Raw genomic sequence first — 12,313 nt, forward strand, 5'->3', positions numbered from 1 at the left:
TCCCTTCTAACTTAGGATTTACATTGAAAACAGAAATCGGTATCGTGAAATGGTTCAACAACGACAAAGGCTTCGGCTTCATCATGCCCGAATCCGGCGGCAAGGACCTTTTCGCACACTACAGCGACATCCAGGGCTCCGGACACAAGAGCCTTGAAGAAAACCAGCGTGTGTCGTTTGTGGCGACCCAAGGCCAGAAAGGCCCGCAAGCGTCCATGATCCAAGTCATCTAGAACGCTGCGCTCGCCCTGACCGGCGAGCAGGCATAGCGATCGGATGTTAGGCCGAACCCATTGCAGCATGGGGTTCGGCCTTTTCATTTGGAGGCGCCGTCCTTGCATGGAACCGCGCCGGAGCAGGCCCGCGCGCAGCATGAAATATGGCATGCTACGGCTTCTTGAAGACCCGTGGAAAGCCCATGATCGACAGCGATGACATTCTTTTTTTGAAACACAAGGCGGCCACAGCCCGAAGCAAGGCGCAAAGGTTTGCCCAGGCAATGGCCGAATGCGCCGCACAGCCTTTTTTTCGGGATGCCGGCGTGGCGCTCGAAAACTCCGCAGGCAAAGACATCCTGCTCGCCTTGTCGACCCCGACGTCCCTGGGCAGATTGCGCGCCGCCTGGGCGGGCAGCCCCAAGGACCTGGTCGGCGTCCTCGTGGTCGAAAGAGTGCAGCTCGACAAATACGACAGGGACCGCTGGGATACCGTCTTGTCGATAGGCCTGCACGATGACGGCCGGGTATCGTTCCATTCGGCGCTGGAAGGCCTGGTGGAATCGGCACTGGCGGACGACGACGAAGCAAAGGGCGGCCCCTGGGAGGCGCTCATGCTTGCAGTGTATTACCTGTCGCGTTTCAGCGATCTGCGGTGAGCCGCGCCGGCGGCTGGCGGGACGATGGCGTCCGCGGCGGGATGGATGGCGATTCAGCGCGGCGGCGCCGGTTTCATCGCCGGTCGGCCCGGCCCGCCATGGGTTCGGAAATCTCGATCAGGTTGAGATCCGGGTCGCGCAGGTAGATGGAGCGTATCGGCCCGGTGGCGCCGGTGCGGGGAACGGGGCCTTCGATGATGGCGGCGCCCTTGGCTTGCAGCGCCGAAATCACCTCGTCCAGGGGGCGGTCGGCGATGAAGCACAGATCCAGCGCGCCGGGCACGGGCAGATGCGCCTTGGGTTCCAGTTCGGAACCTTTGACATGGACGTTGATTTTCTGCTGCCCGAAGGAAAATGCCTTGCGGCCTTCCCCGAAGACCACCAGCGTCATGCCGAGCACGCCGACATAGAAGTCGACGCAGGCCTGTTCGTCTGTCGTGGTGATGACCAAGTGATCGAGATGGTGAATCATGAAGCGTCTCCCGCGGCATTGAGTGACGCATTGTAGTGCCGTCAGTTTCGGCCGAGCCTGGAAGCGCCTTTTGAAATTTCTTCCGCCAGGGTGCGCAGGAGCGGGACATACTGGACGGCGATTTCCCTGTCGGTGACGACGCTGCGCCGCAGGACGAGGTTGATGGCGCCGATGGCCTGGGTGTCGGCCATGATCGGAAAGGCGATCGCCGTCACGCTCGCTTCGGAAAGCCATTCGCCCTTGTTGACCGCGTATCCCCGTCTTCGGGTCTCGCGCAGCACGCGCTTCACGTAGGCGTCGTCGCGTGCATGTTCGCCGATGGAGTCGCTGCGTTCGCGCAGCAAGGACAAGGTGGCTTCGCGCTCGTCGGGCGCGCACGCCGCCAGCCAGGCCCGCCCCAGCGAAGACACCAGCATCGGAATGCGTATGCCTATGGTGGCTCGGTGCTGGGAAAGCAGGCTGACCCGGTGCGTGGATTCGCGCACGATCATGAACCCGCTGTCGGGCGTGGCCAGGTCGCTGGGCCAGGAAAGCGCCCGCAGGTGCGCATGCATGGCGGGCGAAGCGATACGGTCTATCCATGAGGCGCCCACATAGCCTTCCGACAGGCGCCGCACCTCGAAGCCCAGCGCATAGGATGCGCCGTCGTCTTTCTGGTGGACCAGCCCTTCGGTCTTGAGGGTTTCCAGCAGTCGCTTCACGGTGGTGCGGTGCAGCCCGGTGCTGCGCGCCAAGTCGGACACGCCGCCGATGCCGCCGGGCATGGCATTGAGCGCCCGCAGCACCGCAATGCCGCGGGTCAGGCCCCTGACTTCACGGTAGGTCTGGAGAGTTGCCGAGTTCTTGATCAGGGGCATGTTGTTTCCTTGCTGGTGCACTGTGTGCACAGTCTACACGGATTGATGTGGATCAAGAATACTGCATGCGTACGCCGGATTCGCCGGCGACCATAGGCGGTGATACGCCCAACGAGACCTTGGAGTCGCAAATGATTTTTTCCAGACGCAGCTTCTGCGCCGTGATGGCGCTGGGGCTCATGTTCAGCGCCACGGCCCATGCACAGGAGTGGCCGGCCAAGCAACCCATACGCATCGTCGTCCCATATCCGGCGGGAGGAAACGCCGACTCGGCCGCTCGCGCGCTGGGCGAGACGGTGGGCGCCGGCCTGAAGCAGACCTTCATCGTGAACAACCGCCCCGGCGCGTCCTCCATCATCGGCACCGAGGTGGTGGCCCGCGCGCCGGCCGACGGCTACACGATAGGCGTGGTGTCGGACTCGCATGCCATCAACCACGCCATGGCGAAGCTGCCCAAGGCCGTGGAGGCCCTGGGCACCAAGGTGCCCTACGACGCGGTGAATGATTTCGTTCCGGTCTCGGGCGTGATTCTGATTCCGCTGGTGCTGGTGGTCAACCCCGACGTGCCCGCCCGCAGCGTGCGGGAACTGATCGACGTATCCAGGAACAGGAAAGGCCTGCATTTCGGCACCATGGGAACCGGAAGCCCCTGGTTCATCCACATGCATCAGTTGGCCGAAGCGACCGGCGCCGTATTCATCGACGTCCCGTACAAGGGGCTGGCGCCGGCCGCGACCGACCTGATCGGCGGACAAACCGACATCATGCTCATGCCGGTTCATTATGCGCAGCAGTACATCGGCACCGGCAAGCTGGTCCCCATCGCCACTTTGGGCGCGCAGCGCCACCCGCTGCTGCCTGACGTCCCGACGCTGGTCGAAAGCGGCTATCCGGGCCTGGACATTTCCAACTACCTGTTCTTCGTCGCGCCGGCCGGCACGCCGCAAGCCATCGTGGATACGCTGCACCAAGAGTTCAAGAACGCGCTCGCCACGCCCGAAATGAAAGAGAAGCTCGGCTTGTCGGGCGACCCCTATCTGGCCGGGCCCGCTGAGCTGGCGGCGCGGCTGCGCCGCGACATCGACACCTACGGCAAGGTCATCCAGAACACCCTCAAGTGAGCGCGGGAGCGGAAACATGTCTCAAGCATTCGAGTACCAGACCGACGTGCTGGTGATCGGCACCGGGCCCATGGGCGCCACCACGGCGCTCGCGCTCGCCACCCACGGCCTGCGGGTCCACGTCGTCAACCGCTTCAACTGGACCGCCAACTCGCCGCGCGCGCACATCACCAACCAGCGCGCCATGGAAGTCCTGCGCGACCTGGGCGTGGAGGAAGAGGCGCGCCACATCGCAACGCCGTGGGAATGGATGGGCGACACGCTCTTCACCACCAGCCTGGCCGGGCCCGAGATCGCCAGGCTGCGCACCTGGGGCACCGGCGATGAGCGCAAGGGCGATTACATGCAGGGCAGCCCTTGCCCCCTGATGGATTTGACGCAGGAAAAAATGGAGCCCGTGCTGGTCAAGAATGCGGCGGAGCGGGGCGCCGTCTTTTCCTTCAATACCGAGTATCTGTCGCACGAGCAGGACGCGGACGGCGTGACGGTCCGCCTGCGCGACGAAAAAAGCGGCCGCGAATATACGGTCCGCGCCCGCTATCTCTTGGGGGCCGACGGCGCGCGCTCCAAGGTGATGGACGACCTGGGCCTGAAGCTCGAGGGGCAGCTGGCCCGCGCGGCGACCGCCTACGTGATCTTCCGCGCGGACCTGGCCCGCTACGCGGCGCATCGGCCCAGCATCCTGTACTGGATCGTCACGTCCGACACCGCCTTCGGTGAAATCGGCATGGGGTTGCTGCGCTGCATCGAGCCATGGAAAAAATGGATAGCCGGCTGGGGCTACGACATGTCCCGGGGAGAGCCGGATTTTTCGCCTGAAGAAGTGAAGCGCAAAGTGCGGCTGCTGGTCGGCGATCCCGACCTGGAGATCGACATCCAGGCGGCCTCGACCTGGTATGTCAACCAGGCCCATGCCCCGGTCTATTCCAAGGGGCGCGTGTTTTGCGGCGGGGATGCCGTCCATCGCCACCCGCCTTCCAGCGGCCTGGGGTCGAACACCTGCATGCAGGACGCCTTCAACCTGGCATGGAAGCTGGCGTTCGTGGTTAAGGGCTATGCGGGGCCGCGCCTGCTGGATTCCTATAGCCTGGAGCGGGCCCCCGTGGGCGCACAGATCGTGGCGCGGGCCAACCAGTCTCGCCTGGACTACGGGCCGCTGAATCGATGCTTTCGCGACGAAGGCGCGGCGGACCCGGTCGCGGCCGGCCTGGAAAAACTCGCGGATCCCGGGCCCGAAGGGGCGGCGAGGCGCGATGCGCTGGCCAAGGCCTTGGATTTGAAGAACTACGAATTCAATGCCCAGGGACTGGAGCTCAACCAGCGCTGCGTTTCCGACGCCGTCATTCCGGATCCGGACGCCGGCGAAGAGGTCTTCGCGCGCGATCCGCAGCTCTATCTCCAGCCGACGACGCGTCCCGGCGCGAAGCTTCCCCACGTCTGGCTGGTGGGCGAGGACGGGCGGCGCATTTCGACCCTGGATGTAGTCGGCAAAGGCCGCTATTCGCTGGTCACCGGCATTGCGGGCCATGCCTGGGCGGATGCGGCGCAGGCGATGGACTTGCCCTATTTGCGCACCGTGGTGATCGGCCGGCCGGGTGCGCTGGACCTGTACAGCCGCTGGCATGCGGTTCGTGAAATCGACGAAGCCGGCGCCTTGCTGGTGCGTCCCGACGGCGTGGTGGCCTGGCGCCACGCGCGCGCCGCGGCCGATGCCGGCGAGGCCCGGCATAAGCTGCGGCAAGCGCTTGCCATGCTGCTGGACCACCCATCGCAAGCGGAGCCGACATGACGCCGCGCGCCTTTCTCGGCATGTCGCATTCGCCGCTGATGGGGCTCAATCCCATCGGCCCGGAGGTGGAGCGCGCGCTGCATGCCGCCATCGACCAGGCGCGCGCGTGGGTGCACGCCTTCGACCCGGAGCTGGTGGTGCTGGTCGCCCCCGACCATTACAACGGCTTCTTCAATGAACTCATGCCGCCGTTCTGCATCGGCACGCAGGCGCACTCGGTGGGCGACTATCTGACCCCGAAAGGCGATCTGCAGGTGGACGGCGGGGCGGCTCTGGCGCTGGCCGAGCATCTGATGGACCACGATTTCGACATCGCCGTCTCGCGCCGCATGCGGGTGGACCATGGCTTTGCCCAGGCGCTGGAAATGCTGTGGGGAAGCCTGGACACGCCGCCGGTGCTGCCCGTCTTCCTCAATGCCGTCGCCCAGCCCGGCATTCCGCGCCTGCGCCGCTGCCGGGCGCTGGGGCGCGAGATCGGCCGCTTCCTCGACGGCATCCCGCGGCGCATCCTGGCGATCGGCTCCGGCGGCTTGTCGCATGAACCGCCCGTACCCACCTTGGCGCACCCGGATCCGGCCGTGCGCGAACGCATCACCGTCAAGGCGGAGCCCACCCAGGCCGAGCGCGATGCGAAAACCCGGCGCGTCATGGCGGCGGGCCGGGCATTGGCGGCGGGCGACAGCGCCATGAAGCCGCTCAACCCCCGCTGGGACGCCCTATGGATGGACAGCCTGGCGGCGGGCGCGGCCGAACTCGATGCGTTGTGCACGATGAGCGAAGACAGCATCGAAGAGCAGGCCGGCCTGTCGGCGCATGAGTCCAAGAGCTGGCTGGTCGCGCGCTCGGCCCTCCCGGGGGACGCGGCGCCGGCCTGCCGCTTGCGCCACTATCAAGCCATTCCCGAATACATCGCAGGCTTCGGCGTGCTGCTGCTGCAAGCCGGCCACCCACAGGAGAACTAATGGAATCACGTATCCGACTATGGGCCGAGCGCCTGCGCCAGGCCGAAGCACTAAGGACCCCCATCGGCCCGTTGCGCGATGAAATCGGCGCCGATCCCGACGGCTCGGTGGCTTACGCCATCCAGCAAGCGAATGTGGCGCACGAAACGGCGCGGGGCCGCCGTGTGGTGGGCCGCAAGATCGGCCTGACCTCGCCGGCGGTCCAGCGCCAGCTGGGCGTCGACCAGCCCGACTTCGGCACCTTGTTCGCCGACATGCTGTATGGCGACGACGAAGAAGTGCCCATGGCGCGGACCCTGCAGCCCAAGGCCGAGGCTGAAGTGGCGCTGGTGCTGGAGCGCGACCTGCCGGCCGCGGACACCACCCTGGTGGAAATGATCCGCGCCACGGCCTATGTACTGCCGGCCATCGAGATCGTGGGCAGCCGCATCGCCGACTGGAACATCCGGTTCACCGATACTGTGGCCGACAACGCATCCAGCGGCCTGGTGGTGCTCGGGGCGGTGCCCGCCAGGCTGGACGGCCTGGATCTCAAGCTGTGCGGCATGACGATGACGCGCGGCGGCGCGGTGGTGTCGGAAGGCAGCGGCGCCGCGTGCCTGGGCCACCCCCTGAATGCGGCGGTGTGGCTCGCGCGCAAGCTCGCCGGCCTGGGCCAGCCGCTGCGCGCCGGCGACCTGGTGCTAACCGGCGCCTTGGGGCCGATGGCGCCGGTCGCGGCGGGAGACCGGTTCGAGGCCTGCATCGAAGGCGTGGGCCGGGTGCGGGCGCGCTTCTCGGCGGCATGAGCCGCACCCTTAATGGAACAGAACAGCAAGGAGTCGACATGACCCGCAAACTGAAAGCCGCCGTCATCGGCAGCGGCAACATAGGCACGGACCTGATGATCAAGATACTGCGCCATGGCCGGCATCTCGAAATGGCGGCCATGGCCGGCATCGACGCGGCGTCGGACGGCCTGGCGCGTGCCGCGCGGATGGGAGTCGCCACCACCCACGAAGGGGTGGAAGGCCTGGCACGGCTGCCCGTGTTCGCCGACATCGGCATCGTGTTCGATGCGACGTCGGCGAGCGCCCACGTCAAGAACGATGCCTTCCTGCGCGCGCTCAGGCCGGACATCCGGCTCGTGGACCTGACGCCCGCGGCGATCGGGCCGTACTGCATTCCCCCAGTCAACGGCCTGGAACACCTGGACGCGCCCAACGTGAACATGGTCACTTGCGGCGGCCAGGCCACCATCCCGATGGTGGCCGCCGTGTCGCGGGTGGCCAAGGTGCAATATGCGGAGATCGTCGCCAGCATCTCCAGCAAGAGCGCCGGCCCCGGCACCCGGGCCAACATCGACGAATTCACCGAGACCACGTCGCGGGCCATCGAAGCCGTCGGTGGCGCGGCCAGGGGCAAGGCCATCATCGTCCTCAACCCGGCCGAGCCGCCGCTCATCATGCGCGACACGGTCTACACGCTCAGCGAACTCGCGTCCGAGGAGCGGATCGCAGATTCGGTGGAGAGCATGGTCGCCGAGGTGCAAGCCTACGTTCCAGGCTATCGCCTGAAGCAGCGCGTGCAGTTCGACCGCATCGATGCCGGCCGGCCGATCCGGATTCCCGGCGTCGGCGACCGCCTGCACGGCCTGAAGACCTCGATCTTCCTGGAAGTGGAAGGCGCGGCCCATTATCTGCCCGCCTATGCCGGCAACCTGGACATCATGACCAGTGCCGCGCTGCGCACGGCCGAATCCATGGCGGCGCGCATGCGGGCCGCAGCCGCCGTATGAAGGAAAGCTCATGAATAATGCTTCAGCCAAGAAAATCTACATCTCGGACGTGACCCTGCGCGATGGCAGCCACGCCATACGCCACCAATACAGCGTGGAGCAGGCCAGGCGGATCGCCAAGGCGCTCGACGAAGCCAAGGTGGACTCCATAGAAGTGGCGCATGGCGACGGACTGCAAGGCGGCAGCTTCAACTACGGCTTCGGCGCGCATACCGACGCAGAATGGATAGCCGCCGTTGCGGACGTGGTCGAGCACGCCAGGATCGCCACGCTGCTGCTGCCGGGCATCGGCACCGTGCATGATCTCAAGGCCGCCTACGACGCCGGCGCGCGCATCGTGCGGGTGGCCACGCATTGCACCGAAGCCGACATCTCGAAACAGCACATCGAGCATGCCCGCCACCTGGGCATGGAGGCCGTCGGCTTTCTGATGATGAGCCACATGACCACGCCCGCGGCCCTGGCGCAGCAGGCCAAGCTGATGGAAAGCTACGGGGCGACCTGCTGCTATGTGGTGGATTCCGGCGGCGCCTTGAACATGAACGACGTGCGCGACCGCTTCCGCGCCTTCAAAGACGTTCTGCGGCCCGAGACCCAGACCGGCATGCACGCGCACCACAATCTGAGCCTGGGCGTGGCCAACAGCATCGTCGCGGTGGAAGAGGGCTGCGACCGCGTGGACGCCAGCCTGGCCGGCATGGGCGCGGGAGCCGGCAACGCGCCGCTGGAGGTGTTCATTGCCGCGGCGGCCCGCATGGGCTGGAACCATGGCGCCGATCTCCACAAGCTCATGGACGCGGCCGATGACATCGTGCGGCCGCTGCAAGACCGTCCGGTCCGGGTCGACCGGGAAACCCTGGCGCTGGGCTATGCCGGCGTGTATTCGAGTTTTCTGCGCCACGCCGAAGCGGCGGCCCGGAAGTACGGCCTGAAAACGGTGGACATCCTGGTCGAGCTCGGCAAGCGCCGCATGGTCGGCGGCCAGGAAGACATGATCGTCGATGTGGCGCTGGATCTGCTGCAGAGCCGCGAGCAAGAGCGCGCCCGCCCATCGACCGCCGCCAGCGTAACCAGCTACTAGAACATGAAGGAAATCAAGCATGTCCGTCGACACTACCATCGTCACTGAATCCGCCACCAGCCGCTACGTCCGCATCAAGGACGGCGAGCTGGATCTGCAACTGCACTATAACGACGCCGGCCGCGGCGAGCAGACCGTCGTGATGCTGCACGGCTCGGGCCCGGGCGCCAGCGGCTGGGCCAACTTCAACCGCAACGTCGAACCGCTGGTCAGGGCCGGCTATCGGGTGATCCTCATGGACTGCCCGGGCTGGAGCAAGAGCGACCCCATCGTGTGCACCGGCTCGCGTTCCGAGCTCAATGCCAGATCGCTCAAGGGCCTGCTGGACGCGCTGGGCATCGGCAAGGTCCACATCGTCGGCAATTCGATGGGCGCGCACAGCGCGGTGGCGTTCTCGTTGGCGCATCCCGAGCGGGTGGGCAAGCTGGTGCTGATGGGGGGCGGAACAGGCGGCGTCAGCCCCTTCGTGCCCATGCCCACGGAAGGCATCAAACTGATCGGCGCGCTCTACCGGGCGCCGACCATCGAAAACCTCGAACGCATGATGAGCGTGTTCGTTTACGACTCTGGCAGCCTGACGAAGGAACTCAACATGGCCCGGCTGCAGAACATGCTTTCCCGCCCCGAGCATCTGGAAAACTTCGTGAAAAGCGCCGAAGCCAATCCTCGCCAATTCCCCGACGTGGGCCACCGCCTGGGCGAGATCGACGCGCCGGCGCTGATCATCTGGGGGCGCGACGACCGCTTCGTGCCGCTGGACGCGGGCCTGCGCCTGCTGGCGGGCATGCGCAACGCCGAGTTGCATGTCTTCAGCCGCTGCGGCCACTGGGTGCAATGGGAGCATGCCGACAGGTTCAACGCCATGGTTGCCGACTTTCTTGCCCTAGGCAACACTGGGAAGTTTATGCAATAATTGCAGGCTGTCGTTTTGTTCGGGCTTTGAGCCCAAACATTGCCGATGCGCCCCTCTAGCTCATGCCTGGTTAGAGCAGCGGACTCATAATCCGTTGGTGCCGTGTTCGACTCACGGGGGGGGCACCAGCATTCATGCGGGTTTCCAAGGAATTGGGAACCCGCTTTTCTTTTGCGCGGCCGAACGAGTGGCGACGCGGTTCATGAATATGGCTCGTAAGAGCTATTCACACGGCCCGCCGCGCTGCCTACACTGCAAACCATGGTTTCACTACAGGAGGATAAAACCATGGAAAGCACCTACAACACCTACGCCGCTCTGCAGAAAGTCCTGGCATTGGATGCGAGCCTGTTGCTTAGCTTGCATGCCATGAACGACAAGGAACAAGTGGTGGATCTTCTGGCCACCAGCGCCCGGCAGTACGGCATAGCGGTCGGGCGCGAAGCCATTGCCCAATGCATAGGCGAGGCGCTGGCTGAAGAGGCTTTGCAGTAAGGCGAAGGAGCGGGGCCGGGAGCCGCCCGCTTCAATGCAGCGGGGTGGCGCGGATCAGGCCGACCGCGATGCCTTCCAGCGAGAAGTCGTCTTGGGCGGTGACGACGATGGGATTGAAATCGGGGTTTTCGGGCAGCAGCTGGATTTGGCCGCCGCTACGCATGAAGCGCTTGACCGTGACCTCGTCGCCCAGGCGGGCCACGACGATCTGGCCGTTGCGGGCGTCGGGCGTTTTGCGCACCGCCAGCAAGTCGCCGTCCAGGATGCCGGCGTCGCGCATGCTGAGGCCGCGCACACGCAGCAGATAATCGGGCGTTTGCGTGAACAGCGAGGGTTCGATGCCGACTTCGCGTTCGACGTGTTCAGCCGCCAGGATGGGGCTGCCGGCGGCGACGCGGCCCACCAGGGGCACGAACAGCTGCGTGACCGGGCCGGCGACGGACGAGGCAAGGCCGCCGGAAGCGCCGGATTCGGCCGCAGCGCCGGCGGCGGCGCCTAGCAGGCGTATGCCCCGGGATGCGCCGGCGGTGAGTTCGATGGTGCCTTTGCGGGCCAGCGCCCTGAGATGGTCTTCGGCCGCGTTGGCGGATTTGAAGCCCAGCGCGCGCGCGATTTCAGCGCGGGTGGGCGGAAAGCCCGTCCGCGAGATTTCGCTGCGTATGAGTTCCAGGATTTGTTGCTGGCGCGCGGTAAGCTTGACGGACATGATAACCCAGACTGTATTTTTATACAGTCTGGATTGTGCAGCACTTTGCCGGAAAGATCAAGCAAGGACCTTGGCGATGGACTGGGCGACGTAGTCGATGTTGCGGCTGTTGAGGGCGGCGACGCAGATGCGGCCGCTGGCGACGGCATACACGCCGTGTTCGTCGCGCAGGCGGTCCACCTGATCGGACGTGAGCCCGGAATACGAGAACATGCCGCGCTGCTGCAGGACGAAGTCGAAATTCTGCTTCACGCCCTGGGCCTTCAGTTTTTCCACCAGCTGGGCGCGCATGCTGCGGATGCGTTCGCGCATGGCCGCCAGTTCATCGACCCACAAGGCGAACAGTTCGGGCGTGTTCAGCACCATGGAGACCACCGTGCCGCCGTGGGTGGGCGGGTTGGAGTAGTTGGTGCGGATGACGCGCTTCAGCTGGCTGAGCACCCGGCCGCTTTCTTCCTTGCTGGAGGTGATCAGGGTCAGCGCGCCGACCCGTTCGCCGTACAGCGAGAAGGACTTGGAGAACGAGGAGCTGATGAACATGGTCATGTCGCGTTCGGCGAACATGCGCACCACGGCGGCGTCCTGCTCGAGCCCTTCGCCGAAGCCCTGGTAAGCGATGTCGAGGAAGGGCACCAGGTTGCGCGCCTTGATGACGTCGGCGATCCGGGCCCATTGCTCGAGGCTGGGGTCGACGCCCGTGGGGTTGTGGCAGCAGGCATGCAGGACGACGATGGTTTCTTCCGGCATGGCCTTGAACGCGGCCAGCATGGCGTCGAAGTTCAGCCCATGCGTGGCGGCGTCGTAATAGGGGTAGGTTTCGACGGTGAACCCGGCGCGCTCGAACAGGGCGCGGTGGTTTTCCCAGCTGGGATTGCTGATGGCCACCTTGGAGCCGGGCAGGATCTGCTTCAGGAAATCGGCGCCGATCTTCAGGGCGCCGGTGCCGCCCAGCGCCTGCGCGGTCAGGACGCGGCCGGCCGCCACCAGGGGCGAGTTCTCGCCCAGGAGCAGGGTTTGCGCGCCCTTGTTGTAGCCGGGAATGCCTTCGATGGGCAGGTAGCCGCGGGCGGCATGGGCCTCGACCCGGGCCTCTTCGGCCTTGCGGACCGCTTGAAGCAGGGGAATACGCCCTTCGTCGTCGTAGTACACGCCAACGCCAAGATTGACCTTGCCCGGACGGGTATCGGCATTATATTGTTCGTTCAGGCCAAGAATGGGGTCGCGCGGAGCAAGTTCGACGGATTCGAAGAGTGAGTTCATTTTGAA

At 65.5% G+C, this 12,313-nt stretch carries 14 protein-coding genes and 1 tRNA gene; 11 read left to right on the top strand and 4 right to left on the bottom strand.

Going from position 1 to position 12,313, the window contains the following annotated elements:
• Positions 1 to 23: 23 nt before the first annotated feature.
• Both H0A72_RS13110 and H0A72_RS13115 read left to right on the top strand, forming a co-directional pair.
• Positions 24 to 233 carry a cold-shock protein gene (locus H0A72_RS13110; protein WP_180155997.1) on the top strand — a complete coding sequence of 70 codons (210 nt, stop codon included), beginning with the start codon at positions 24 to 26 and terminating at the stop codon, positions 231 to 233.
• A gap of 308 nt (positions 234 to 541) precedes the next feature.
• Positions 542 to 874: a hypothetical protein gene (locus H0A72_RS13115; protein ID WP_180155999.1), complete on the top strand. Its 333-nt coding sequence runs from the start codon at positions 542 to 544 to the stop codon at positions 872 to 874.
• A 73-nt stretch (positions 875 to 947) separates the two neighbouring features.
• On the opposite strand, the gene H0A72_RS13120 is transcribed toward H0A72_RS13115, so the two are convergent.
• Positions 948 to 1,346: a VOC family protein gene (locus H0A72_RS13120; RefSeq protein ID WP_180156001.1), complete on the bottom strand. Its 399-nt coding sequence runs from the start codon at positions 1,344 to 1,346 to the stop codon at positions 948 to 950.
• 41 nt (positions 1,347 to 1,387) lie between these two features.
• A complete protein-coding gene (locus H0A72_RS13125) occupies positions 1,388 to 2,203 on the bottom strand; it encodes a DNA-binding transcriptional regulator (RefSeq protein WP_180156003.1) in 816 nt (271 codons plus the stop codon).
• Positions 2,204 to 2,334: 131 nt separating this feature from the next.
• Here H0A72_RS13125 and H0A72_RS13130 point away from each other — a divergent pair, with 131 nt between their 5' ends.
• The 9 genes from H0A72_RS13130 (at position 2,335) to H0A72_RS13170 (ending at position 10,341) form a co-directional block, all read left to right on the top strand.
• On the top strand, positions 2,335 to 3,324 hold the full coding sequence (locus H0A72_RS13130) for a Bug family tripartite tricarboxylate transporter substrate binding protein (protein WP_180156005.1): 990 nt from the start codon (positions 2,335 to 2,337) through the stop codon (positions 3,322 to 3,324).
• A gap of 16 nt (positions 3,325 to 3,340) precedes the next feature.
• Positions 3,341 to 5,113, top strand: a complete 1,773-nt coding sequence (locus tag H0A72_RS13135; RefSeq protein ID WP_180156007.1) for an FAD-dependent monooxygenase — start codon at positions 3,341 to 3,343, stop codon at positions 5,111 to 5,113.
• Positions 5,110 to 6,075, top strand: coding sequence for a 3-carboxyethylcatechol 2,3-dioxygenase (locus tag H0A72_RS13140; protein WP_180156009.1), 966 nt, complete (start codon positions 5,110 to 5,112; stop codon positions 6,073 to 6,075). The genes H0A72_RS13135 and H0A72_RS13140 overlap by 4 nt, the downstream gene beginning before the upstream one ends.
• Positions 6,075 to 6,863, top strand: a complete 789-nt coding sequence (gene mhpD, locus H0A72_RS13145; protein WP_180156011.1) for a 2-keto-4-pentenoate hydratase — start codon at positions 6,075 to 6,077, stop codon at positions 6,861 to 6,863. Before H0A72_RS13140 ends, mhpD begins: the two co-directional genes overlap by 1 nt.
• Before the next feature lie 38 nt (positions 6,864 to 6,901).
• Positions 6,902 to 7,852: an acetaldehyde dehydrogenase (acetylating) gene (locus H0A72_RS13150; RefSeq protein ID WP_180156013.1), complete on the top strand. Its 951-nt coding sequence runs from the start codon at positions 6,902 to 6,904 to the stop codon at positions 7,850 to 7,852.
• A 10-nt stretch (positions 7,853 to 7,862) separates the two neighbouring features.
• Positions 7,863 to 8,933, top strand: coding sequence for a 4-hydroxy-2-oxovalerate aldolase (gene dmpG / locus H0A72_RS13155; RefSeq protein WP_180156015.1), 1,071 nt, complete (start codon positions 7,863 to 7,865; stop codon positions 8,931 to 8,933).
• Positions 8,934 to 8,952: 19 nt separating this feature from the next.
• Positions 8,953 to 9,846 (top strand): alpha/beta fold hydrolase, encoded by an 894-nt coding sequence (locus tag H0A72_RS13160; protein WP_180156017.1) that lies wholly within the window; start codon positions 8,953 to 8,955, stop codon positions 9,844 to 9,846.
• Between the two features lie 49 nt (positions 9,847 to 9,895).
• Positions 9,896 to 9,974, top strand: a tRNA-Ile gene (locus H0A72_RS13165).
• 160 nt (positions 9,975 to 10,134) lie between these two features.
• On the top strand, positions 10,135 to 10,341 hold the full coding sequence (locus H0A72_RS13170) for a hypothetical protein (protein WP_180156019.1): 207 nt from the start codon (positions 10,135 to 10,137) through the stop codon (positions 10,339 to 10,341).
• Positions 10,342 to 10,372: 31 nt separating this feature from the next.
• Here H0A72_RS13170 and lexA read toward each other — a convergent pair whose 3' ends face one another.
• The gene (lexA, locus tag H0A72_RS13175; protein ID WP_180156021.1) at positions 10,373 to 11,047 is read right to left on the bottom strand and encodes a transcriptional repressor LexA; all 675 of its coding nucleotides are present in this window, start codon (positions 11,045 to 11,047) and stop codon (positions 10,373 to 10,375) included.
• Positions 11,048 to 11,104: 57 nt separating this feature from the next.
• Positions 11,105 to 12,307 carry an amino acid aminotransferase gene (locus H0A72_RS13180; RefSeq protein ID WP_180156023.1) on the bottom strand — a complete coding sequence of 401 codons (1,203 nt, stop codon included), beginning with the start codon at positions 12,305 to 12,307 and terminating at the stop codon, positions 11,105 to 11,107.
• Between the last annotated feature and the right edge of the window lie 6 nt (positions 12,308 to 12,313).

Origin of the sequence: Parapusillimonas granuli, from assembly GCF_013416525.1 — a bacterium.
GTDB classification, from domain to species: domain Bacteria; phylum Pseudomonadota; class Gammaproteobacteria; order Burkholderiales; family Burkholderiaceae_B; genus Parapusillimonas; species Parapusillimonas granuli.